This window comes from Nonomuraea sp. NPDC050783, from assembly GCF_040802095.1.
Taxonomy (GTDB): domain Bacteria; phylum Actinomycetota; class Actinomycetes; order Streptosporangiales; family Streptosporangiaceae; genus Nonomuraea.
In genome coordinates this window covers 8,599-33,372 of the sequence record NZ_JBFAHK010000035.1, presented here as the reverse complement: position 1 = coordinate 33,372, position 24,774 = coordinate 8,599, and the positions used below count along the sequence as shown (strand labels likewise).

The following is a 24,774-nucleotide window of genomic DNA, read 5'->3' as shown; positions in this document are numbered from 1 at the left end:
GCAACCACCATGACAAAGGCGTGAAGAAGGGCATGTGGATGGATCAGCACCATTCCCCCGGCGACTCGACCGGCGACGACGGCATCGCGATCATCGGCATGTCCGGCCGGTTCCCCGGCGCCTCGGACATCCCGGCGTTCTGGCGCAACATCAGCACCGGCGTGGAGTCCTTCACCCGGTTCTCCGACGAGGAGCTGCTGGCCGCCGGCGTCTCCCCCGCGACCTTCCAGCAGCCGAACTACGTGCGGGTGCGGCCGGTCCTGGACGACGTGCGCGGCTTCGACGCGGGCTTCTTCGGCTACAACCCGCGCGAGGCGGCGCTGGCCGACCCGCAGCAGCGCATCTTCCTGGAATGTGTGTGGGAGGTGCTGGAGTCCGCCGGGTACGCGGCCCCCGAGGGCCGGGGCAGCGTCGGCGTCTTCGCCGGGATGAACATCAGCGGCTACCTGCTGACCCGGCTCATGGCGTTCGAGATGGGCATCGACACCAGCGCCCTGATGATCGGCAACGACAAGGACTCGCTGGCCACGAACGTCTCCTTCCGCCTCGACCTCAACGGCCCGAGCCTGTCGGTGCAGACGTTCTGCTCGACCTCGCTGGTCGCGGTGCACCTGGCGAGCGAGAGCCTGCGCCGCGGCGAGTGCGACATGGCGCTGGCCGGCGGCGTGTCGGTACGCATCCCGGACCGCGTCGGCTACCTGTGGGAGGAGGGCGGCCAGGAGTCGCCCGACGGGCACGTGCGTACCTTCGACGCCGAGGGCCGGGGCAGCATGTTCGGTGACGGCGCCGCGGTCGTCGCGCTCAAGCGGCTCAGGGACGCGGTGGCCGACCGGGACACCGTCCACGCCGTCATCCGGGCCTCGGCGATCAACAACGACGGCGCCGTCAAGTTCAGCTACCTGGCGCCCAGCATCGACGGCCAGCGCCGCTGCGTCTCGGCGGCCCTCGCCCGCGCCGGGGTGGACCCGGCCGACATCTCCTACGTCGAGGCGCACGGCACCGCCACCGAGGTCGGCGACCCGATGGAGGTGGCCGCGCTGACCCGGGCCTTCGGGCCGACCGAGCGCAAGCAGTACTGCGTGCTCGGCTCGATCAAGCCGAACGTGGGCCACCTCGACCGCGCCTCCGGCGTCACCGGCCTGATCAAGGTCGTGCAGTCGCTGCGCAACGAGCTGATCCCCGGCACCCTGCACTACCGCTCGCCGAACCCGGAGATCGACTTCGCCGCGAGCCCCTTCCGCGTCACCGCCGAGCCCACCCCGTGGCCGCGCGACCCCGGCAGGGCGCGCATCGCGGGCATCAGCTCGCTCGGCATGGGCGGCACGAACGCGCACGCCATCGTCACCGAGGCGCCGCAGCCGGGCGCGCGCGGGGCGCGGAGGCGCCGCTGGCAGATCCTGCCGGTCTCGGCGCGCACGCAGGCCGCCGCCGAGCAGTCGTGCGCCCGGCTGGCCGAACACCTGGCGGGCGACGGCGGGGACGACCTCGGCGACGTCGCGTACACGCTGCAGGCCGGGCGCAAGGTGTTCGGCCACCGCAAGGTCGTCGTGGCCGACAGCGCGCGGGCGGCCGCGGCGAAGCTGGCCGACCCGGCCGGCTCCCTGGGCCGGGCCGACTCGACCGTGGGCCGCAGGGCCGGCTTCCTCATCGCGGGCGTGGGCGAGCAGTACCCGGGCATGGTGGCCGAGCTGTACGCCACCGAGCCGGGTTTCCGCGCCGACGTGGACGAGTGCCTGGCCGTGCTGGGGCTGACCGAGGCCGGGCAGCTCTCCGACATGTTCGTGCCCGCCGGGCGGGCGGCGGAGGCCACGGACGACCTGGCCCGGCTGCTGGGCCGGGCCGGCGCCGCCGCCCCGCGCGCCGCCGGCGACGCCCACCTGATCCAGCCGGCCGTGTTCGTCGCCGAGTACGCGCTGGCCAAGCGGCTCATCCGCTGGGGGATCGCGCCCGAGATCATGATCGGCTACAGCCTCGGCGAGTACGTCGCCGCGTGCCTGTCCGGCGTGCTGTCGCTGCCCGACGCGCTGCGCCTGGTGGCCTACCGGGCCAAGCTCATCACCTCCCGCCCCGAGGGCGCGATGCTGGCGGTCTCCGCCGACGAGCGGCGCCTGCGCACGCTGCTGGGCGAGCTGTTCGAGCGCGAGCTGGACGTGGCCGTGCGCACCGGCTCGCAGGTGGTGCTGGCCGGGCCGGAGGAGGCCGTCGAGGCGGCCGCCGCGCTGCTGCTGCAGGCCAAGATCGGGCACCGGCGGCTGGAGACCACGCACGCCTTCCACTCGCGCATGCTGAAGCCGGTGGCCGGGGAGCTGACCGCCTGGATCACCGACAACATCACGCTCAACCCGCCGCGCGTGCCGTACCTGAGCAACGTGACCGGCGAGCCGGCCACCGCCGAGGTGGTGACGGATCCGGCGTACTGGGCGCGGCACATGTGCGAGACGGTCGAGTTCGGCGCCGGGCTCGGGCACCTGCTCGGGCAGGCGGACCTGGCGCTGGCCGAGATCGGCCCCGGGCAGTCCCTGGGCGCGCTCACCCGCGGCCACCCGGCCTGCGACCGCGCCCAGTGGCCGCTCATCGTGACCACCCTGCCGGCCGCGAACGACCCGCAGGACGCCGGCGCGGCCCTGGCGACCGCCGTCGCCCGGCTCTGGCTGACCGGCGTGCCGGTGGACTGGGACGCGCTGCACGCGGACGAGGGCGACGGGGACGGTGGCGGGGACGGCGGCGGCGAGCGCTGGCGTCCCGGCCGCGTCCCGCTGCCGACGTACCCGTTCGAGCACCAGGACTACTGGCTGGAGATCGACCAGAGCGCCGGCCGGGGCGCGGCGGCGGCCTACGACGAGAGCGACCCGACGAGCATCGCCAAGGCGTATCCGCGCCTGCCCGACACCCGCTGGATCCACGCGCCGGTGTGGCGGCAGACCACGACGCGCCCGCCCCGCGCGGAGGAGGCGGCCCGCTGGCTGGTCTACACCGACGACGGGCCGGCCGGCGAGCTGGCCGCGCCGCTGCTGGCGTACCTGGCCGGGACCGGCGCGGACGTGGTGCCGGTGCGGCCCGGCGAGCGCTTCTCCAGCGGCCCCGACGGCCTGCGGGTGCGTCCCGGCTCGCCCGAGGACGCCCTGGCGGCCCTGCGCGAGCTGGCCGGCCGCGGCTGGGAGCCCGAGCGCGTCGTCCACCTGTGGTCGGCGGACGGCCCCGCGCAGGACGGCCCTTTGGCGGACGGCCTGCAACGCGGCCTGTACACCCTGGTCGCCCTCGCCCGCGCCGCCGGCGACCTCGGGCTCGGCGGCTGGACGCTGGACATCGTCACGGCGGGCGGCCAGCGGGTGCTGCCCGGCGACCGGGTGCGTCCCGTCCTCGGCACGCTGCTCGGCCCGACCCGGCTCGTGCCCGTGGAGTACCCGCGGGTGCGGACCAGGCTCATCGACGTGGACGGCGGCGGGGAGGCCCTGCTGGCCGAGCTGCGCGCCGAGCCGGAGGACCAGGTCGTCGGCCTGCGCGGCGGGCGGCGCTGGATCCCCGACTACGAGGTGCTGGACGCGTCCGTCATCGAGGCCGGGACCCCCGCGGCCGAGGTGCGCCACGGCGGCGTCTACCTGGTGACCGGCGGCCTGGGCGGCATCGGGCTGGCCATGGCCGAGCGGCTGGCCGAGCAGTACCAGGCGCGGCTGGTGCTGCTCGGCCGTACCCCCGTGCCGCCCCGGGAGGAGTGGGGCACGATCCTCGGTTCCGACAGCGCCGTGCCCGAGGTGCGCAGGCGGCTGGAGGGGCTGCGCCGGCTGGAGGCGGCGGGCACCGAGGTCGTCACCGTCGCCGGCGACGTCTCCCGCCCCGAGGACGCCCGCCGCGCGGTGGACGCCGCGATCGAGCGCTTCGGCGAGCTGAACGGCGTGCTGCACTGCGCCGGCGTGCCGGCCGTGGGGCTCATGCAGTTCAAGACCGTCGCCGACATGGAACGGGTGCTCGCGCCCAAGGTCATGGGCACCCTCGCGCTGGCCGAGGCGCTGCGCGGCCACCAGGTCGACTTCATGGCGCTGTACTCCTCCACGACCTCGGCCACCGGCGGCGGCGCCGGCCAGGTCGACTACTGCGCCGCCAACGCCTTCCTCGACGCCTTCGCCCTCGGCGAGGTCCTGCCCGGCACGGCGGTGGTCTCCGTCGACTGGTGCGAGTGGACGTGGAACGGCTGGACCGAGGGCCTGGAGAACTACGACGAGGGCTCCAAGCAGTACTTCGCCTGGTACCGGGAGAACTTCGGGCTCACCTTCGACCAGGGCTTCCAGACGCTGCTGCGGGCCCTGGCCAGCGGCGAGCGGCACGTCGTGGCCTCCACGCAGGACTTCGCGCCGCTGGTGGCGATGAGCCGCAGGTCGTCCATCGAGAGCCACCAGGCGACGGTGAAGAAGATCCGGGACGCGTTCGGCCGGCATCCGCGCCCCGACCTGTCCACCGCCTACGTCGAGCCGCAGTCGGAGACGGAGGAGGCCATCGCCACCGTCTGGTCGGAGGCGCTGGGCCTGGAGCAGGTGGGCGTGCACGACAACTTCTTCGAGCTGGGCGGCAACTCGCTGCTCGGCATGGAGATCATCGCCGAGGTCAGGAGGACGCTGGGGCTGTCGTACCTGCCGCCGCACATCCTCTACCAGGCGCCCACGATCGCCTCGCTCGCCGAGGCCGCCCTGGCCGACCAGGACGCGGGCGAGCAGCCGAGCCAGGCCAGGGACCAGCAGCGCTCCCGCATCGCCCAGCGGCGCAACATGCTCAGAAGCGGAAGGACGTCATGACCGGGACCGACGACATGGCAGGAACGGACGAGGCGGGCACCGACTACGACTCCGCGGTGGCGCTGATCGGCATGTCCGGGCGCTTCCCCGGCGCCCGGAGCGTCACCGAGCTGTGGCGGAACCTGACCGCCGGGACCAAGGGGCTGCGGGCCATCACCGAGGAGGAGCTGCGCGAGGCCGGGGTCGATCCCGGCCGGCTGGCCGACCCCCGGTACGTGCGGGTCGGCGGCCCGCTGCACGACCTCGACCGGTTCGACGCCACCGTCTTCGGCATCAACCCGCGCGAGGCCGAGACCATGGACCCGCAGCACCGGCTGTTCCTGGAGTGCTCGTGGGAGGCGCTGGAGGCGGCCGGCTACTGCCCGACGGACGTGCCGGGGCAGGTGGCGGTGTTCGGCGGGTGCGGGTTCCCCGACTACATCGTGCAGAACCTGCAGCACCTGCCGGCCCAGCCGGGCGGGGCGCTGCTCATGGCGGTGGGCAACGAGCGGGACTCGCTGGCCTCGCTGGTGTCGTACAAGCTGGGGCTGCGCGGGCCCGCGGTGTCGGTGCAGACGTTCTGCTCGACCTCGCTGGTCGCGGTGCACCTGGCCTGCCAGAGCCTGCTGACGTACGAGTGCGACGTGGCGCTGGCCGGCGGCGCGTTCACCCCGCTCCCCCAGCCCGCCGGCTACCTGTACGAGCAGGGCGGCATCATGTCGCCCGACGGGAGGGTACGCAGCTTCGACGCCGAGGCGGCCGGCACGGTGATGGGCAGCGGGGCCGGCGCGGTGGCGCTCAAGCGCATGTCGGACGCGCTGCGCGACGGCGACGTGATCCACGCGGTGATCCTGGGCTCGGCGGCCAACAACGACGGCCGGCTGCGCGCCGGCTACACCGCGCCCGGCGTGGACGGCCAGGCCGACGTGATCGAGTCGGCGCTGGGCGTGGCCGGGGTCAAGCCGGACACGGTCGGCTACGTCGAGTGCCACGCGACCGGCACGATGCTGGGCGACTCGATCGAGCTGGCGGCCATGAACCGGGTCTTCGCCACGCCGCGCGAGACGCCGTGCGTGCTGGGCTCGCTCAAGCCGAGCCTGGGCCACCTGGACCGCGCCTCCGGCGTGACCGGGCTGATGCGGGCGGCGCTGGCGCTGGAGCACGAGGTGCTGCCGGGCGTGCCGGACTACGTGACGCCCAACCCGGCCCTGGCCTCCGCGCAGGACCGCTTCACGGTGCTGACCGGGGACGAGCCGTGGCCGCAGGGGACGGGGCCGCGCCGGGCCGGGGTCAGCTCGTTCGGGCTCGGCGGCACCAACGCGCACGTGGTGCTGGAGCAGGCGCCGCCGCGCCCGGCCCGCCCCGCGCGGCCGGGGCCGCACCTGCTGACCTTCTCGGCCGCCGACGAGCAGGCGCTCGGCGAGGTGGCCGAGCGGCTGCGCGCCTACCTGGAGGAGGGCGGCCCCGAGGACCTGGCGGACGTGGCGTTCACGCTGCAGGCGTCGCGGGGCGGCTTCGCGCTGCGCCGCGCGGTGGTGTGCCGGGACCGCGAGGACGCCGTGGCGGCGCTGGGCGACCCGGAGCGATGGATCGGCGGCAGGACCCAGCGGCGCAACCCGAAGGTCCGGCTGGCCGTCCCGGAGGCGGAGCCGCCCGCCGGCTGGTGGGGCGAGCTGCACACGGCGGTCGAGGCCGTCCTGCGGCACGGGCCCGCGCCCGCGTCCTCCTCGCGGGAGGCGGCGCTCGGCGCGCTGGCCGACGCGCTGGGCGGGATCGGCGTCCCGGTCTCGCGGGACGGCGCCGGGCAGGCCGAGGAGGTCGTGGTCGCCCCCGAGGAAGGGCTGACGGCGGCGGAGTGGCTGCTGGCGACCGTGGCGCGGCTGTGGCTGGCGGGCGCCTCGCCCGACTGGGCCGCGCTGCACGGCGGGCTGGGGCGGCGGGTGGAGCTGCCTACGTACCCGTTCCAGCGGCGCCGCTTCTGGGTCAAGGCCGCGCCCGCGCAGGCCGTGGCGGCCGGCGAGGGCAAGACGTACGACCGCGCCCAGTGGACGCACCTGCCGTCCTGGCGGCAGCGGCCGCTGCCCGTCGCCGACCTGGACGAGCGGCTGCGCGAGGCCGGCCCGTGGCTGGTGTTCACCGCCGACGAACGCGGCGAGGCGCTGGTCGAGCGGCTCGGCGCGGCCGGGGCCGAGGTGACCGCGGTGCGCGTGGGCGACCGGTTCGCGCAGGAGGACAGCGGTGACTTCACCATCAGGGCCGACAAGCCCGACGACGTGGCCGAGCTGATGTACTCGCTGGTGGCCGTGCCGCGGGCGATCGTCCACGGCCTCAGCCTGGCCGCCCCGCCACCCGAGCCCGGGGAGGACCCGGTGGCGCGCTTCGCGGCCGGGCAGCGGCACGGCTTCTACTCGGCGCTGGCCCTGGCCCGCGAGCTGGTCGACAACACCGGCTCCGCGCCCAGGGCCGAGCTGGTGCTGCTCACGCCGCAGGCCGTCGGCGTGGCCGGGCCGGACCTGCGCCATCCCGAGCACGCCACGCTCGCCGCGCTCGCGCCCAGCCTCCAGCAGGAGAACCCGCGGCTGCGCTGCCGGCACATCGACGTGGACGCCGCGCCCGGCACGGCCGCCGGCGCCTGGGCGGCCCGGGTGCTGGCCGCCGCCGTGTGCCCGCACGAGGGGCCGATGGCGGTGCGCGGGGACGAGACGTGGCTGCGCCGCTACGATCCGTACCCGGTTCCGGAGCCGCAGGAGCGGCCCTTCCGCGACGGCGACACGGTGCTGATCACCGGCGGGCTCGGCGACGTCGGCCTGGTGCTGGCCCGCCACCTGGCCGACCGGTACGGCTGCCGGCTGGTCCTCACCGCGCGCTCCCCGCTGCCGCCGCGCGCGGAGTGGGAGAGCTACCTGGCCGCGCCCCCGCCCGGCGGCGAGCGCACCGCCCGGCACCTCGGCAACCTCCTGGACCTGGAGCGCCGGGGCGCCGACGTGCTCGCCCTGTCGGCGGACGTCGCCGACGAGGAGCGGATGCGGGCCGTGGTGGAGGCGGCGCTGGACCGGTTCGGCACGATCGACGCGGTCGTGCACGGCGCGGGCGTCCAGGACGGCGCGTACTTCAACTTCGCGCACCTGATGGACCGGCCGCAGTGCGAGGCGCACCTGGCGGCCAAGGTGACCGGCTTCCACGTGCTGCAGAAGGTGCTCGGCGAGCACGCCGCCGACCGGCGGATCACGCTGTCGTCGATCGCGGCGGTGCTCGGCGGCATGACGCTCGGCCCGTACGCGGCGGCCAACGCCGCGCTGGACGCGTACGTGCGGGTGGCCCGCGCCGCGGGCGCCGGCCGCTGGGTCACCGTGGACTGGGACACCTGGAACATCGACCCCGACCGGGTGGCCGGGCACAGCGGCGCGGTGATCGACTACGCGATGACCCCGGCCGAGGGCGTGGACGTCCTGGAGCGGGCGCTGTCGGCCGCCGACCGCGTCGGCCACCTGGTGATCTCCACCGGCTCGCTGGAGTCCAGGATCGCCCAGTGGGTCACCGGCGACCTGCACGACGGCGACGACGACTTCGACGACCGCGAGCGGCACCCGCGCCCCGAGCTGAACAACCCGTACGTGGAGCCGCGCGCCGGCACCGAGGCGGCGCTGGCCGACATCTGGTCGCGCGTGCTCGGCATCGACCCCATCGGGGCGCTGGACAACTTCTTCGAGCTGGGCGGCCACTCGCTGCTGGCGATCGAGCTGACCACCAGGATCCGGCGGACGCTGTCGGCGTCGGTGCCGGTGACCGGCCTGCTGGAGTGCCCCACGGTCCGCCAGCTCGCCGAGCTGCTCGACGACCGCGACGGCGGGGAGGGGGGCGCGTGAAGCAGCCCGAGTACCTGCGGACCGTGCAGGGCTTCGCCCGGCGCGAGCTGCTGGGCAAGGAGGCGTACCTGGACTCGCTGGCCGAAGCGCCGCTGCCGCTCTACCGGCGCTTCGCCGACACGGGGCTGGCCAACTGGTGGGTGCCGAAGGAGTACGGCGGGCTCGGCATGGGGCTGGAGGAGAGCGTCCGGATCACCGCCGAGCTGGCCTACGCCGACGCCGGCGCGGCCTTCACCCTGTTCATCCCGGTGCTGGCCACCAGCATGGTCGCCTGGTACGGCGACGGCGCGCTGCGGGAGCGCCACCTCGGGCCGCTGGTGGCCGCGAGCGGCTTCTGCGCCACGCTCGGCAGCGAGCACGCGGCCGGCAGCGAGCTGGCCAGGATCTCGACCACCGTGCGGCGCGAGGGCGACACGGTCGTCCTGGACGGGCACAAGGCGTTCTCCACCAACACCGACTTCGCGCGGTTCATCGTGGTGATCGCGCGGGCCGAGGACGACCCGGCCGGGTACCTGGCCGTCCTGGTGCCGCGCGACACGCCGGGCGTCACCGTGGACAAGCGGTGGGACGTGATCGGGCTGCGCTCGTCGGCGACGTACCAGGTGTCGTTGTCCGGCGTGCGCGTCCCGGCCGGGAACGTGCTGCGCGGCAACGGGCTGCGCCTGCTGGAGGTGGGCCTGAACGCCAGCCGCATCCTCATCGCCACGACCGCGCTCGGCATCGCCCGCCGGGTGCGGGACGTGTGCATGGAGTACGCCAAGACCAAGTCCGTCAAGGGCGCGCCGCTGACCGCCAACGCCGTCTTCGCCGGGCGGCTCGGGCAGTTCGAGATGGAGATCGAGGTGATGGCGAACCAGTGCCTGGCCGCGGCGCGGGCCTACGACGAGATCGCCTCCCGCGCGGACGCGGGCGAGGAGTTCCTGCGCGTGGGGACGCTGAAGCAGGCGCTGACGACGAAGATGTTCTGCGGGCAGACGGGGTGGCGGATCGCCTCGGCGGCGTCGGAGATGTTCGGCGGGCTGGGGTACACGCACGAGTCGGTGATCGGCAAGCTGCTGCGGGACATGCGGTACGTGTCCATCGTGGAGGGCGGCGACGACGTGCTGCGGGACCTGGTGTTCAGCCGGTACGTGGTGCCGGTGTCGAAACGATCGTGACCAGGGCGGCGGCGTAGCCGGGGGCGACGTCGAGCCAGCGGACGGGGCCGGACAGGGAGCGTGACCGGATCGAGGTCGCGCTCCCTTCGCCTGTGCCGGTGCCGGTGCCTGGGCCGGTGCCGGTGCCTGGGCCGGTGCCTGGGCCGTCGTCCTCGGTCACGGCCACGTCGGACAGGCCGGGCAGGCCGGCGCCGGTGGCCTTGACGAACGCCTCCTTGGCGGTCCACAGGCGGAAGTAGCCGGCCAGGGCGGCGGCGGGGGTCGCGGCGGCGAGCAGGCGGGCGGTCTCCGCGGGCCGGTACAGGCGGCGGGCCATCGCCAGGGGGTCGAGGTCGGCGCGGATCCGCTCGACGTCCACGCCGGCGCGCACGCCCGGGGGCGCGAGCACGATCAGCGCCCAGGCGTCGGAGTGCGACAGGTTGAAGTCGACCCGGGCCCCTGGAAGCGAGGGGGCGGGACCGCCCGACCCGGCGGGGCCGTCCGGCGCGACGGGACGGGCCGGCGCGGCGGGGCCGTCCGGGTGCAGGCAGGGGCGGCCCGTGGCGTCCGTGGCGAGGCGGATCCGCTCCGGCGGGACGCCGCACGCGCGGCCGAGGACGGCGCGCAGGGCGGCGTGCGCGGCCACGTAGCGGCGGCGGTCGAGCGCCCCGGCCAGCGCCAGGGCCTTGTCGCGCTCGCGCCCCGACAGCAGGCGCCACCACCCAGGGTGCTCCGGGCCGTCCAGGAACACCTTCCACACCCGCACGCCCCGGCAGGCCCCGGTCAAGGGCACGGTCAAGGGCACGGGCAGGGGGACGGGCAGGACCTCGGGCGGAACCTCGGGCAGGACCCGGGACGGGGAGGCAGGGACGGGGGCGGGGACAGGGGTGGGAGCGGGGACAGGGGTGGGAGCGGGGACAGGGGTGGGAGCGGGGACAGGGGTGGGGGCGGGACCCGCGGGTCCCGCCCCCTGGCGCGGGGGCCGGGGAGGCGGGGCCGCGGGTCCGGTCACGCCCACGGCCGCAGCGCCTCCGCCACGATCGCCTGGGTGCGCCCGGCCTGCTCGAAGACGGCGAAGTGCCCGCCCTCGAACGGGTGCAGCTCGAACGGCCCGCCGGTCAGCGCCTCCCACCCGGCGACCTTCGCGGACGCCACCCGCGGGTCGGCGTCGCTCGGCATCGCGGTGAGCGGCACGTCCAGCGGCGGCTCCGGCTCGTACCGGTAGGTCTCCTTCACGGTGAAGTCGGCCTGCACCGCCGGCAGGATCATCTCCAGCGCCCCCGGGTCGGCCAGCAGCCACTCGGGGGTGCCGCCCAGCGTGCGCAGCAGCGCCACGACCTGCTCCCTGCTCATCCCGCCCACCGGCGGCCCGGCCTCGTAGGTGAGGTGCGGCGCGTCGGAGCCGGAGACGAACAGGTGGACGGGCTGCGGCCCGCCGCGCCGCCGGATCTCGCGCACCAGCTCGAACGCCACGATCGCGCCGAGGCTGTGCCCGTAGAGGGCGTAGCGGCGGCCGGCCGCGGACGTCTCCACGTCCGCGAGCACGGCGTCGGCCAGGTCGGACACCATCGGCGGCATCCGCTGGTAAGGCGGCTCCCGGTGCCGCGACTCCCGCCCCGGCGGCTGCACGGGCTGGACGGCGACGCCGGGCACCTTGCCCTGCCAGGCGCGGAAGGCCGAGGCGGCGCCCCCGGCGTGCGGCAGGCAGTACAGCGGCAGCGCGCCGGGCTCCGCGCCGGTCAGGGCGCGGAACGGCAGCCACCGCGACAGGACGTCGTCGTCGATCGTGATGCTCATGTCTCGATCTCCAGCCGCACGTAGGGAGGCGGCGGCTGCACCGCCTCCAGGTCCGCCTCCAGCACCACGTGGGCGCCGTCGCGGCTGATCTCGCGGAACCCGGCGAAGGCGTAGGTGATCTGCATCATCCGGTTGCGCCCGGTCTCCACGAAGTCGGCCCGCAGCGCCACGCCCTCGGCGGCGGCCAGCCGCAGGATGTGGTTGAGCAGCACCATGCCGACGCCCCGCGACATCACCCGGCACGACATCAGCATCATGCGCAGCCACCAGCCGTCCGGCCCCTTCTCGACCAGGGCCAGCCCGATCTTGCCGTAGCTGCCGAAGCGGTCGGTCAGCGAGGCGACCAGCAGCAGGTGGTCGGGCGACTCGCGCAGCGCGTCCAGCTCGTCGTAGGAGTAGGTGCGGCCGGTGGAGTTGAGCTGGTTGGTGCGGACGGTCAGCTCCTCGGCCCGCTGGAGGTCCTCCCGGTGGGCGGGCGCGATGGTGAACTCCATCCCCAGCCCGGCCAGGAACTCCTCGTTGGTGCCGACGAACGTCTCGGCCAGCTCGTCCCTGGCGAGCTGCCCCCGGTACATCTCCCGCCGCCGCGCCGACTCGTCGGTGACGAAACGCGGCCGGAACTCCGGCCGGGCCAGCGCCTCCTCCAGCTCCAGCACGTCCACGCAGATGACCTCGGGCAGCTCGTGCGCCACCTCGGCGCGCTCGAACTCCTGGTCGTCGACGAAGGCGAAGGCGTCCACGCCGAGGTTGAGGGCCTTGGCGATGGCCTTGATGGAGTCGGACTTGGCGTTCCAGTTGATCTGCGGGTGGAGGAACATGTCGGTCAGGCCGAGCGCGGCCAGCCGTTCCAGAGCCGCGTCGCGGTCGTTCTTGCTGGCGATGGAGTGCAGGACGCCCATGCGGTCGAGCTCGTGGATGCGCTCGACGACGGCCGGCCGCACGGTGACCTCGCCGTCCTCCAGCAGCGTCCCGTTCCAGAGGGTGTTGTCGAGGTCCCAGACGATGCACTTGACGCGGCCCCGCCGGGGTTTCCCCGGCAGCACCGGGGCGGCGGCGTCCTGCCGCTCGGTGGTCACGCTCATGAGGTGGTCTCCCGCTCTGCCTGGCCGGCGATGGTGATGCGCTGGATCTCGTTGCTGCCCTCGATGATCTCCATGACCTTGGCGTCCCGGTACAGCCGCGCGACCGGGTAGTCCGGGCTGCAGCCGTTCGCGCCGTGGATCTGGACGGCCTCGGCGGCGTGCCGGGCCGCGGCCGTGGAGGCGAAGTACTTCGCGATCCAGGTGGCCATGATCGTGCCGGACTCGCCGGCGTCCTTCAGCCGGCCGGCCTCGGCCAGCAGCAGCCGGGCCGCCCGCGCGTCGGTCACCATGTCGGACAGCTTGGCCTGGACGAGCGGCAGCTCGGCCAGCGGCCTGCCGCCGACCCGGCGCTGGGCGGCGTAGGCGGCCGAGGCTTCCAGGCACGCCTGGACGATGCCGACCGAGCCGGCCGCCACGCTGTAGCGGCCGAGGTCGAGCGTGCCGGTCAGCACCATGCCGGCGGTGAAGCCGGACGGGCCGAGCAGCGCGTCGCGGCCGAGCGCGACGTCCCGGAAGGTGATCTCGGCCAGCATGGAGGCGCGGGTGCCCAGCATGTCGTCGATGGGGCGGACCTCGACGCCGGGCGCGTCGCGCGGCACCAGGAAGGCGCCGATGCTGGTGGCGGTGCGGGCGAAGACCAGGAACAGGTCCGCCCGCTGGCCCCCGGTGGTCCACTTCTTGACGCCGTCGAGCACCCAGCCGTCGCCGCGCTCGGTGGCGGTCGTGGTGATGCCCGAGGTGTCGCTGCCGGCGCCCGGCTCCGACAGGCAGAACGCGCCGAGCACGTCCCCGGCGGCCAGCGCCGGGGCCCACCGCTCGCGCTGGAGCGGGGTGCCCCAGCGTTGCAGCGTCCAGGCCACCATGGTGTGCACGGTCAGCAGGCTGCGCAGCGAGGAGCAGCCGCGGCCCACCTCCTCGTGCACCTCGCCGAGCGTGACCAGGTCCATCCCGGCCCCGCCGGACTCCGGCGGCAGGAACGGCGCCCACAGGCCCGCCGCGGCGACCTGCCGCAGCAGGTCCTCCGGGACCCGGCCGCTCCTGTCGTAGTCGTCGGCGTACGGCACGACGTGGGTGTCGACGAACGCCCGGGCCGAGCGTCGGTCGACGACCCGGGGCGGCGCCGTGGCGGTGAGCGTCACGCGACGGCCAGCGTCGGCGAGAGCCGGGCCACCAGCTCGGCCATGGCGTTGGCGGTGCGGAAGTTGTCGATGCGCAGCTCCTCGTTGGGGATGGTGACGCCGAACGTCTTCTCCACGAACATCACCAGCTCCATCGCGAACAGCGAGTTGACGAAGCCGAGCGCGAAGATGTCCTGCGTCTCGTCGATCTCGGCCTGCGGGTACCGGCCGCGGACGAAGTCGAGGATCTGCTCCTTGGCGTTGTTCGACATGTGCGATGACTCCTTCAGTCGATGAGTTGGCGTGTCGTTCAGTTGGCGGTGCTGTAGGTGTAGAAGCCGCGGCCGGACTTGCGTCCGTGCAGGCCCGCGTCGGTCATCTGCTTGAGCAGCGGGCACGGGCGGTACTTGCTGTCGGCGTAGTGCTCGTAGAGCACCTCGACGCTGTAGAGGATGGTGTCCACGCCGATGAGGTCGGCCGTCTCCAGCGGGCCCATCGGGTGGCCGAAGCAGCTCCGGAAGACCTCGTCCACCGACTCGGCGTCGGCGACGCCCTCGTGGACGAGGTAGGCGGCCTCGTTGACGGTGAGCATGAGGACGCGGTTGGAGATGAAGCCGCAGGAGTCCTTGACGTCCACCGACTTCTTGCCCATGGCGGTCAGCAGGTCGCGGGTGCGCTGGACGGTGGCGGGCGAGGTGTGGAAGCCGGGGATCAGCTCCACGGCGGGCTTGGCGGGCACCGGGTTCATGAAGTGCACGCCGATCACCTTGTCCGGCCGGCCGGTGACGGCGGCGACCTTGGTGATGGGGATGGCGGAGGTGTTGACCACGAAGACGGTGTCGGGGCTGCACGTGGCGTCGAGCGCCTCGTACACCTCCCGCTTGACGTCCCAGTTCTCGGTGACGTTCTCCACGACCAGGTCGCACTTGGCGGCGCCGGCCACGCCGACCGAGGTGGTGATCCTGGACAGCACCTCGTCCGGGTCGAGGGCGGGGCCGCCCATGAGCCGGCTCATCCGCGCGTTGCGGGCGATGGCGCCGAGCGCGTCGGCGAGGATCTTCTCGTCCTTGTCGACCAGCACCACGTCGTGGCCGGTCTGGGCCAGGTTCTGCGCGACGCCGACGCCCATCACGCCGGCGCCGATGACTCCGATGACGGTCATGTCCGCTCCGTTCACTCGTTCGCTTATCGGGTCGTTTCCTGGGGTTGCCGGCCGCGGCGGCGGGCGGCGGAGGCCTCCAGCCCGGAGCGCCGTAGCTGGGCGCGTACCTGGCTGTCGCCGTCGCCGCCCGCGGCGGGCGCGGCGCCCGCCTGCCGGGCCTCGACGGTCCGGCTGAGCGCGGCCACGGTGGGGGCCTCGTAGAGGATGTGCGGGGGCAGCTCGTCCAGGCCGAACGCGGCGCGGACGGCCGCCACGATGGCCACGCCGAGCAGGGAGTTGCCGCCGAGCTCGAAGAAGTTGTCGAGCGCGCCGACCCGGTCGAGCCGCAGCGACTCGCGCCAGATCGCCGCGACCGCCTCCTCCGCGGGGCCGGACGGCTCCTGGTAGGCGGTGACCAGCTCGGGCCTGGGGTGCAGCTCGCCGCTCCCACCGCTCACGGCGGGCGAGGTGACGGCCTCCAGGGTGAACCTGGAGCTGCCGCGGACCAGGGTGGCGAAGTCCTGGGTGGAGACCACGACGCGCGGCTCGCCGGTGGCCAGGACGCGGCGCAGCGCCCGCCAGCCGTCGGCGAAGCCGATGCCGATCCTGGCCCGGTTGTCCTTGAAGAACGCGCGCAGCGCCTCGTCGTAGCCGTCGAGGCCGGCCTCCCAGGCGTTCCAGGTCCACTCGCCCCAGTCCACGGCGACGACGCGGCGGCCGGTGGCGGCCTGGCGGGCCGCGTAGGCGTCGAGGAAGGCGTTGGCGGCGCAGTAGTCCACCTGGCCGGGGCCGCCGCCGGTGGCGCTGGTGATCGAGGAGAACAGCGCGAGGAAGTCCAGCTCGACCTCGCCGGGGCGGCCGACGCGCAGCGCCTCGGCCAGGGCCAGCGTGCCGGCGACCTTCGGGGCCAGGACCTGGTCCAGCTCCTCGGGGCGCTTGAACTGCATGAGGCCCATGCCGGGGACGCCGGCGGCGTGCAGCACGCCGTGCAGCGCGCCGAACCGGTCCAGGGCCGTCTCGACGGCGCGGCGGGCGTCGGCGGGGCTGGCCACGTCGCCGGTGACGATCTCGACCTCGGCGCCCAGCTCGACCAGCTCCGACACCTGCGCGACGCGCCGCCGCAGCGCCGGGTCCACATCCCCGGCCCCGCTTGCGGCCCTGTCCCCGGCCCCGTTCGCGGCCCTGTCCCCGGCCCCGTTCGCGGCCCCGTCTGCGATCCCGTTCGCGGCCCCGTCTGCGGCCTCGTTCCCGGCCAGGACGGCGGGCCACCGCTCCCGGGGCGGCAGGCCGTGCCTGGCCAGCAGGACCAGCTTGGCGCGGTGGTCGCGGGCCAGGTGGGCGGCCAGGCCGAGCGCGATGCCGCCGAGGCCGCCGGTGATCAGGTAGACGCCCCCGTCCCGGAACGGCTCCGCCGCGCCGGGCATGGCGGACCCGGCGGGCAGCCGCTCGTAGCCGGGCAGCCAGCGGCGGCCGCCGCGCAGGGCCACGACGCGCTCGCCGCGCGGGCGGGCCAGCTCGGCGGCCAGCGCGGCGAGGTCGCCCGGCGCGGGCTCGGCGGGCAGGTCGACCAGGCGGGTGGTGACGCCGGGGTACTCCAGCGGGATCACCAGGCAGGGCCCGGCCAGCGTGGCCGCCTCGGGGTGGGCGACCTCCGCGCCGGTGACCTCCTGCGTGCCGGACACGGCCACGTCGAGCGACCAGGCGGCGACGCCGGCCTCGCCCGCCGCGCGGGCCAGCGCGGCCAGCGTGTGCAGGCCGCGCGCGACGGTGTCCGGCCCCGGCTCCAGCGTCCACAGGTGCAGCACCCGGGCCAGTGGGCGGCCGGCGGCGCGCAGGTCGCGCAGCAGGGCCCGCAGGTCGGCGACGTCGCCCGGGCGGACCGTGTACCCGTCGGGGGCCGCCCGGTAGGCGTCGCCGGGGCGGACCAGGGTGACCGGGGCGCCGCCCGCGCTCAGCAGCTCGGCGGCGGCGTCGGCGAGCCCGTCGCGGGTGAACACCAGCCACGGGCTCCCGTCGTCCGGGGCGGGGGCCGGCGGGGCGGCGCGCCGCCACACCGGCAGGTGCAGCCAGTCCTCCTCGGGCAGCTTGGGCAGGCTGGTGATCGCCTCGAACAGGTCGTCCGGCTCGGCCGCCACCTGCTGCCCGGCCTGCCCGGCCTGCCCGGCCTGCCCGGCCTTGGGCGGTTCGAGCCAGTGGCGCTGGCGCTGGAAGGGGTAGGTGGGCAGCGGGACCCGGCCGGGCAGCGCGGCCGGGCCGGTGTCGCCGGTCCTGCCGTGGTAGGCGTCCCAGTCGGGGGTGACGCCGCACAACCACAGCCGGGCCACGCAGTCGGCCAGCACCTGGTCGCCGGGGCGGGGGTCGCTCGCGGCGGGCAGCGTGTGCGTGATCAGCGGCCAGCGCTCCGGCGGGCAGCCCGCGCCGCGCACCAGCGCGCCGAGCGACTGCCCGGGACCGATCTCCGCGACGGCCAGCTCGGGCTCGTCCAGCAGCAGCCGCACGCCGTCGGCGAAGCGGACGGTGCCGCACATGTGGCGGGCCCAGTAGCCGGGGTCGCACACCAGGCCGGCGTCGGCGAGGCCGCCGGTCACGTTCGACACGTACGGCAGCTCGGGCGGGTTGAGCCTGACGTTGGCCTCGACCCAGCGGGTCAGCTCGGCGGCGGCCGGCTCCAGCATGCGGGAGTGGAAGGCGTGGGTGGTCTCCAGGGGGCGGCAGGCGACCCCGGCGGCCCGCAGGTCGTCGGCCAGGCGGGTGACGGCGTCCTGCGGGCCGGCGACGACGGTGACCTCGGGGCCGTTGACGGCGGCCACGTCCAGGCCGCGCCCGTCGAGCCGGAAGCGGCGGCGCAGGGCGTCGGCGGGCAGGGACGCGGCGAGCATCGCGCCCGGGGGCAGCTCGGCGATGAGCCGGGCCCGGTGGGCGACCAGGGCCAGGGCGTCCTTCAGCGACAGGACGCCGGCCAGGGTGGCGGCGACGTACTCGCCGAGGCTGTAGCCGAGCATGAGGGCGGGGCGCAGGCCCCACGACATGAGGGTGCGGGCCAGGGCGTACTCGACGGCGAACAGGGCGGGCTGGACGACCTCGGTGCGTTCGAGCGCCGCCGCCCGCTCCCCGCCTCCCCCGTCCGCGTCGGCTCGGCCGAGCAGGGCGGCCAGGGAGCCGCCGGTCCCGTCGCGCTCGCCGGTGAGCAGCCCGGCGAGCCCGGGGACGGAGTCGCCGAGCAGGCCGAGGCACTCGTCCAGCGCGGCGCGGAAGGCGGGCTCGTGGCGGTGCAGGTCGCCGGCCAGGCCCGGGTACTGCTCGCCGACGCCGGCGAGGAGGAAGGCGACCCGGCGGCCCTGCGCGGTGTCCACCCGGCTCATCAGCCCGCCCTCGCCGGCCAGCGTCCCGGCCGCCGTGGCGGTGGCGTCGGCGACGAGGGCGCGGCGGTGCTCGAACGTCTTGCGGCCCACCTGCAGCGTGTACGCGACGTCGGCGAGCCGGGCCTCCGGCGCGGCGGCCAGGTACCGGCCGAGCCGGGCGGCGGCCTCGTCGGCGGCGGCGGCGCCGCGGGCGGAGACGGGCAGGACGTGGTAGCGGTGCGCGGCCGGCTCGCCGCCGGACCGGCCGGGCGGCTGCTCGACCACCATGTGGACGTTGGTGCCGCCCATGCCGAGCGAGTTGAGCCCGGCGATGCGGGGCCGCCCGTCCCTGGTCCGCCAGGGCGACAGCTCGATGTTGACGTAGAACGGGCCGTCGTCGAAGTCGATCTCGGGGTTGGGGCTGGTGTAGTGGAGGCTGGCCGGGATGACGCCCTCGCGCAGCGCCAGCGACGTCTTGATCAGGCCGCTGGCCCCCGCCGCCCGGTCCAGGTGGCCGACGTTGGTCTTGACAGAGCCGATCGGGCAGTACCCGGTGCCGCTCGTGGGGCCGAAGGCGCGGGCCAGGGCGGCCACCTCGATGGGGTCGCCCAGCTCGGTCGCGGTGCCGTGCGCCTCGACGTAGCTGATGTCGTCGCCGGTGACGCCCGCGTCGGCCATCGCGTCGGCGATCACCCGGGCCTGCCCGACGACGCTGGGGGCGGTGTAGCCGACCTTGAGCGCGCCGTCGTTGTTCATGGCCGAGCCGCGGATCACCGCCCAGATGTGGTCGCCGTCGCGGATCGCGTCGGGCAGCCGCTTGAGCAGCACCACGGCGGCGCCGTCACCGAACATGCTGCCCTTGGCCGCGGCGTCGAACGTCCGGACGTGCCCGTCGGGCGACTCCTGGCCGCCGGGCCCGTACAGGTGGCCCACCCGGTCGGGCACCCGGATGGACACGCCGCCCGCCAGGGCCAGCTCGCACTCGCCGTTGCGCAGGCTCTGCACCGCCAGGTGCGCGGCGACCAGCGAGGTGGAGCAGAACGTCTGGACGGCGACGCTGGGGCCGTGCAGGTCGAACAGGTACGACACGGTCGTGGGCAGGGCGTCCTTGTCGTTGCCCATGATGACCTCGAAGTCGCTGAACTCCTGCTGGTCGCCGCCGCCCAGCAGCCGGGCGGTCTGGCGCAGCAGGTACGTGCTGATGTTCGCGCCGCCGAACACGCCGACCCGGCCGCGGTGCTCCGGGGCGGCGTACCCGGCCTGCTCCAGCGCCTCCCAGCACACCTCCAGGAAGGCGCGCTGCTGCGGGTCGGTGATCGCGGCCATGCGGGGGCTCATGCCGAAGAAGGCGGCGTCGAAGCCGGCCACGTCGTCCAGCACCGGGCGGGCCCGGACGTAGGCGGGGTCGCGGAGCTGCTCGGCGGGCACGCCGGCGGCCAGCAGCTCCTCCTCGGAGAAGAAGCTGATCGACTCGACGCCCTCGCGCAGGTTGCGCCAGAACGTCTCCACGTCGGGCGCGCCGGGGAAACGGCCGGCCATGCCGACGACGGCGATGCGCCGGTCGTCGTCGTTCCGGTCACCGCGCCGGTCGCCGTCGCGCCGGTCGTCGCGCCGGTCCTCCGGCTCCGTGACCCGGGGGGCGGGCCGCCGGGGCTCCGGCGGGGCGGCGCGCTCACCGAGGGCGGCGGCCAGGGTATGAACGGTCGGCGCCTCGAACAGCACCACCGTCGGCACCGCCACCCCGAAGCGCTGCTTCACCAGAGCCAGCATCTGCAACGCCACCAGGGAGTTGCCGCCGAGGTCGAAGAAGTTGTCCCGGGTGCCGACCGGCTCGACACCGAGCACCTCGGACCAGAGCTCGGCCAGGTCGCGCTCGGCCTGCGTGAGCGGCGGCGCGTACGGCTGGGGCAGCTCGGGGCGGGGAAACCGGTCGCGGGGCCCCTGCGCGGCGGGCGTGGCCCTCCTGGGCAGGCGGTCGGCCAGGCCGCCGGCGGCCACCACCACGTCGGGCCGGGCTGCGGGCAGCAGCCGGTCGAAGGCCGCCAGCGCCTCGGCGGCCGGCATCGCGTGCGCGGCCATCGCGGCGCCGAGACCGTCGTCGAGCCGGTCGAGGGTGACCTGCCAGGTGTCCCAGCTCGCCGCCACCCAGCCCGGGTTGCGGTGGGCGAGGGCGGTGAGGGCGGCGTTGGCGGCGGCGTAGCTGCCGAACGTGATGCCGCCGAGCAGGGCGGAGGTGGAGGAGAACAGCACGCAGAACGCCGGCGGCTCCCCGGCGGGCCGCTCCCCCAGCCCGGCCAGCACCTGCTCCAGGACCAGGGCGCCGGTCACCTTGGCGGCGAAGTGCCGGGCCACGGCGGGCCCGTCGAGGTCGCGCAGCGGCAGGAAGGTGCCGGGCGAGGTCTCGGCGGCGGCGTGGACCACCCCGCCGAGCGTCCGGCCGCCGGTCCCGAGCGCTTCGGCGAGGGCGGCGCGCATGGCGACGGGGTCGGTGACGTCCACGCGCGGGGTCAGGACCTCGGCCCCCGAGGCGCGCAGGCGCCGGACGGCGCGGTGGCGGGGGTCGTCCTCGTCGGCGGGCAGGCCGCCGCGGCTGGTCAGGACGAGGTGGTCGGCGCCCGCGCGGACCAGGTGCTCGGCCACGAGCAGGCCGACGTCGCCGAGCCCGCCGGTGATCAGGTAGGTGCGACCGGGACGGACGGCGGGCGCGGACGGCTCGGCGGGCACGGCCCCCGCGGGCACGGCCCCGGCGGGCTGGATCTCGGCGGGCTGGATCTCGGCGGGCTGGATCTCGGCGGGCTGGATCTCGGCGTGGCCGCGGACGAGCCGGGTCCCGTCGCGGTAGGCGACGAACGGGTCCTCGCCGGGGTGCCCGGCCTCGGCGGCCAGGGCGGCGGCGGCGTTCTCCGGGGTGGCGTCCGGGGGGAGGTCCACGGTCGTGCAGTCGAGGGTGAGGTACTCCTGGTTGGCCACCATCGGCAGGGTGGCGGCGGCGGCCTGGCCGGGGTGCGGGGCCTCGCCGCCGAGCACCGCCTGGCCGCCCCGGGTGGCGAGGATGACCCGGGTGCCGTCCCCGCCCTCCTCGCCCCAGGCGTGCAGCAGGCGCGCCACGGGGGGCACGGCGTCGCGCCCGTCCGGGTGGGCGGTGGCCGGGTCGTGGTCGAGCAGCCGCAGGTCCAGGACGACGGCGGCGCCGCGCAGGCGACGGGCCAGCGCGGCGTGGTCATCCGCCGCCCCGCCACCGAGGAAGACGACGTCCTCCGCACCGGAGGCCCCGGCCCCACCGGAGGCACCTGGGGTGCTGGAGGCGCCGGGCCCGCGGGAAGCAGTCGGCCCGTCGGCGGCGCCGGAGGCACCGGACCCGCCGGAGACGTCGGAGGTGCCGGAGAGGACGGTCACGACGTCCGCGCCGGTGGCGCGCAGGGCGTGGGCCAGCGGGGACGCGGTCGCGGCGTGGGTGGCCAGGACGACGCAGGTGCCGCCGGGCGTGCCGCCGGCCGGGAGCGGGGAGGGCGTCCAGTGCGGGGCCATCAGCCGCACCTGCGGCGGCTCGGCGGGCGCGGCGGCAGACGGGACGGGAGCCGTGGCGGAGCCTGTGGCGGGGCTTGCGGCGGGGGCCGTCGGCGAGGCAAGGGCGGGGGCCGTGCCCGCGGCCGGGATCGCGCCCGAGCCCGGGACCATGCCCGAGGCCGAAATCGCGCCCGAGCCCGGGGCTGAGCCCGCGCCCGAGGTCGTGCCCGAGGCCACGGGCCGGGTGCCCGCGATCCGGGTGCCCGGGGCCGGGGTGCCCGGGGCCGGGGTGCCTGTGGCGGGAGGGTCCACCCAGTAGCGGGCGCGCTGGAACGGGTAGGTGGGCAGCGCGACCTTGGCGACCGGGCGGTCCTGGCGGTAGCCGGGCCAGTCGATCGGGACGCCCGACAACCACAGCCGCCCGGCCGCCTCCGCCAGGACCTCCTGCGCAGGACGCGGATCGTCGGCCCCGGGCAGGGTCGCCACGATGAGCGGCCAGCGCTCGGGCGGGCAGGCCCGGTGGCCGCGGGCCATCGCGCCGAGCGAGCGGCCCGGCCCGATCTCCAGCAGCGCCGCCTCGCCGTCCAGCCCCAGCAGGGTGTCCAGGACGGCGTCGAACCGCACGGGCGCGCACATGTGCTCGGCCCAGTACGCCGGGTCGCCCGCCTGCTCGGCGGTGATCAGCTCGCCCGTGACGTTCGACACGTACGGGACCTCGGGGGCGCGCAGCGTGACGTTCGCCGCGATCCAGGCGGTGAGGCGCTCCCGGATCGGCTCCATCATGCGGGAGTGGAAGGCGTGCGTGGTGTCCAGCGGCCGGCACGGCACGCCGTCGGCCTCCAGCAGCCGCCTGGCGGCCCGCATGGCGTCCGGCTCGCCGGACAGGACGGTGAGGGACGGCCCGCTGACGGCGCCCACGTCCAGGCCGGTGATCCCGGCGTCGCGCAGGCGGCCGGTGAGGTCGTCGGCGGGCAACGGGACCGCGCTCATCGCGCCGGCGGGCAGCTCGCCGATGAGCCGGGCGCGGTGGGCGACCAGAGCGAGGGCGTCCGGCAGGGACAGCACGCCGGCCAGGGTGGCGGCGACGTACTCGCCGAGGCTGTAGCCGGCCAGCACGGCGGGCCGCACGCCCCAGGACCGCACGAGCCCGGCCAGGGCGTACTCGACCGCGAAGAGCGCGGGCTGCAGGATCTCCGTCGGGATGGCGGCGTCAGGGGCGGGGCCGCGGCCGAGCAGCCGGCCGAGGCCGTCGCCGCCGGGGCGGGCGCGGGGGGCCAGCATGGCGGCGAGCGGGTCCGTGCCGTCCAGGTGCCTGCGCAGCTCGGTCCTGCACCGGTCGAGCGCCTCGCGGAAGACCGGCTCCGACCGGTACAGCTCCTCGGCCAGGCCCGGGTACTGCTCGCCCGTACCGGCGACGAGGAACGCCACGGGCCGGTCGGCGCGGCTCTCCGCGCGGCCGAGCACCGCCTCGCCCCGCAGCCCCGCGGCGGCCTCGGCCGGGGTGGCGGCGACCAGCATCCGGCGGTGGCCGAACACCTGGCGTCCGGTCTGCAGGGTGTGCGCCACGTCGGCCAGCCGCTGCTCGCTCCCCTCCCCTTCGAGGTGGGCGGTGAGGCGGGCGGTCATCGCGTCGGCGGCGTCGGCGCTGCGGGCGGACCAGACGAGCGGCTCGGGCCGGGCCCGCTCCTCGGTCCTGGGCACCAGCGGCGCCTCCTCCAGCACGACGTGCGCGTTGGTGCCGCCGATGCCGAACGCGCTCACCCCGGCCCGGCGGGTCCGGCCGGCCTCGCGCGGCCAGCTCCGCAGGCCGGTCACGACCTCCAGGCGGGCATCGCCTGAGGCGAGCTGCGGGTTGGGCTCGGACAGGTTGAGCGTGGGCGGGATCTCGTCGTGGCGCAGGGCGAGGGCGGCCTTGATGAGGTTGGTGACGCCGGCCGCCCGGTCGAGGTGGCCGAGGTTGGTCTTGACCGAGCCGAGCAGCAGCGACTGGCCGCGGAACACCTGCTGCAACGCGGCCAGCTCGGCGGCGTCGCCCAGGGCGGTGCCGGTGCCGTGCGCCTCGACGTAGTCGATGTCGGCGGGCGTCAGGTCGGCGCTGGCCAGGGCCTCGGCCATGACGGCGGCCTGCCCCTGCACGCCGGGGGCGGTGAAGCCGACCTTGCGCCCGGCGTCGTTGTTGACCGCCCAGCCGCGGATGACGGCGTAGATCTGGTCGCCGTCGGCCAGCGCGTCCTCCAGCCGGCGCAGCGCGACCACGCCGACGCCGCTGCCGAGCGGGCTGCCGAGCCCGCCCGCGTCGAAGGCGCGGCACTCGCCGTCCGGCGGCGCGATGCCGCCCTGCTGGTAGAGGTAGCCGACGCGGTGCGGGACGTTGACCGCGACGCCCCCGGCCAGCGCCAGGTCGCACTCGAACCCGGCCAGGCTGGTGGCGGCGGCGCACACCGCGACGAGCGAGGTCGAGCAGTAGCTCTGCACGCCGTAGCTGGGGCCGGACAGGCCGAGCGCGTGCGCGACGCGGGTGGTGAGCGAGTCCTTGTCGTTGGCCAGGCCGAGCGCCAGATCGCCCATGACGGCGGCCAGGCCGCTGGGCAGGAGGTTGTTCTGCAGGTACGAGCTGTGGGCGCAGCCGCCGAACACCCCGATCGCGCCGTCGAAGCGCCTGGGGTCGCAGCCCGCGTCCTCCAGCGCCGCCCAGCCGTGCTCCAGGAAGAGCCGGTGCTGCGGGTCGAGGATCTGCGCTTCCTTGGGGCTGAAGCCGAAGAAGGCGGCGTCGAACAGCTCCACGCCGTCGATGACGGGGGCGGCCCTGACGTAGGCGGGATCGGCCAGCACCTCCTCGGGCACCCCGGCGGCGCGCAGCTCGTCCTCGCCGAAGCGGGTGATCCCGGAGCGGCCCTCCCGGATGACCGACCAGAGCTCGGCGACGTCGGACGCCCCGGGGAAGCGGCCGGACATCCCGACGATCGCGATGTCGCTGCCCGGACCTTCGATGTCGTCGTTCACGTCTACCGTCCTCATTT

Annotated in this window: 10 protein-coding genes; 3 read left to right on the top strand and 7 right to left on the bottom strand. The window is 75.7% G+C overall.

Annotation, left to right across the window (positions count from 1 at the left end; genetic code table 11):
* Positions 1-38 precede the first annotated feature (38 nt).
* From AB0H75_RS46095 to AB0H75_RS46085, 3 genes are read left to right on the top strand one after another with little or no spacing between them, the layout of a single operon-like run.
* A complete protein-coding gene (locus AB0H75_RS46095) occupies positions 39-4,787 on the top strand; it encodes an SDR family NAD(P)-dependent oxidoreductase (protein WP_367807618.1) in 4,749 nt (1,582 codons plus the stop codon).
* A complete protein-coding gene (locus AB0H75_RS46090) occupies positions 4,784-8,632 on the top strand; it encodes an SDR family NAD(P)-dependent oxidoreductase (RefSeq protein WP_367807616.1) in 3,849 nt (1,282 codons plus the stop codon). The genes AB0H75_RS46095 and AB0H75_RS46090 overlap by 4 nt, the downstream gene beginning before the upstream one ends.
* A complete protein-coding gene (locus tag AB0H75_RS46085) occupies positions 8,629-9,789 on the top strand; it encodes an acyl-CoA dehydrogenase family protein (RefSeq protein WP_367807614.1) in 1,161 nt (386 codons plus the stop codon). Before AB0H75_RS46090 ends, AB0H75_RS46085 begins: the two co-directional genes overlap by 4 nt.
* Here AB0H75_RS46085 and AB0H75_RS46080 read toward each other — a convergent pair.
* The 7 genes from AB0H75_RS46080 to AB0H75_RS46050 all read right to left on the bottom strand — a co-directional run bounded on the left by AB0H75_RS46080 (position 9,752) and on the right by AB0H75_RS46050 (position 24,772).
* Positions 9,752-10,561, bottom strand: coding sequence for a 4'-phosphopantetheinyl transferase superfamily protein (locus AB0H75_RS46080; protein ID WP_367807690.1), 810 nt, complete (start codon positions 10,559-10,561; stop codon positions 9,752-9,754). The genes AB0H75_RS46085 and AB0H75_RS46080 overlap by 38 nt on opposite strands.
* A gap of 215 nt (positions 10,562-10,776) precedes the next feature.
* Entirely contained in the window at positions 10,777-11,565 is a 789-nt protein-coding gene (locus AB0H75_RS46075) for a thioesterase II family protein (RefSeq protein ID WP_367807612.1), read from the bottom strand.
* Positions 11,562-12,647: an HAD-IIIC family phosphatase gene (locus tag AB0H75_RS46070; protein ID WP_367807610.1), complete on the bottom strand. Its 1,086-nt coding sequence runs from the start codon at positions 12,645-12,647 to the stop codon at positions 11,562-11,564. Before AB0H75_RS46070 ends, AB0H75_RS46075 begins: the two co-directional genes overlap by 4 nt.
* Complete coding sequence (locus tag AB0H75_RS46065) at positions 12,644-13,786, bottom strand: acyl-CoA dehydrogenase family protein (protein ID WP_367807608.1); 1,143 nt, start codon at positions 13,784-13,786, stop codon at positions 12,644-12,646. Before AB0H75_RS46065 ends, AB0H75_RS46070 begins: the two co-directional genes overlap by 4 nt.
* Positions 13,783-14,037: an acyl carrier protein gene (locus tag AB0H75_RS46060; RefSeq protein WP_367807606.1), complete on the bottom strand. Its 255-nt coding sequence runs from the start codon at positions 14,035-14,037 to the stop codon at positions 13,783-13,785. The genes AB0H75_RS46065 and AB0H75_RS46060 overlap by 4 nt, the downstream gene beginning before the upstream one ends.
* Before the next feature lie 38 nt (positions 14,038-14,075).
* The gene (locus AB0H75_RS46055; RefSeq protein WP_367807604.1) at positions 14,076-14,927 is read right to left on the bottom strand and encodes a 3-hydroxyacyl-CoA dehydrogenase family protein; all 852 of its coding nucleotides are present in this window, start codon (positions 14,925-14,927) and stop codon (positions 14,076-14,078) included.
* Positions 14,928-14,950: 23 nt separating this feature from the next.
* A complete protein-coding gene (locus tag AB0H75_RS46050) occupies positions 14,951-24,772 on the bottom strand; it encodes an SDR family NAD(P)-dependent oxidoreductase (protein WP_367807602.1) in 9,822 nt (3,273 codons plus the stop codon).
* Positions 24,773-24,774 lie beyond the last annotated feature (2 nt).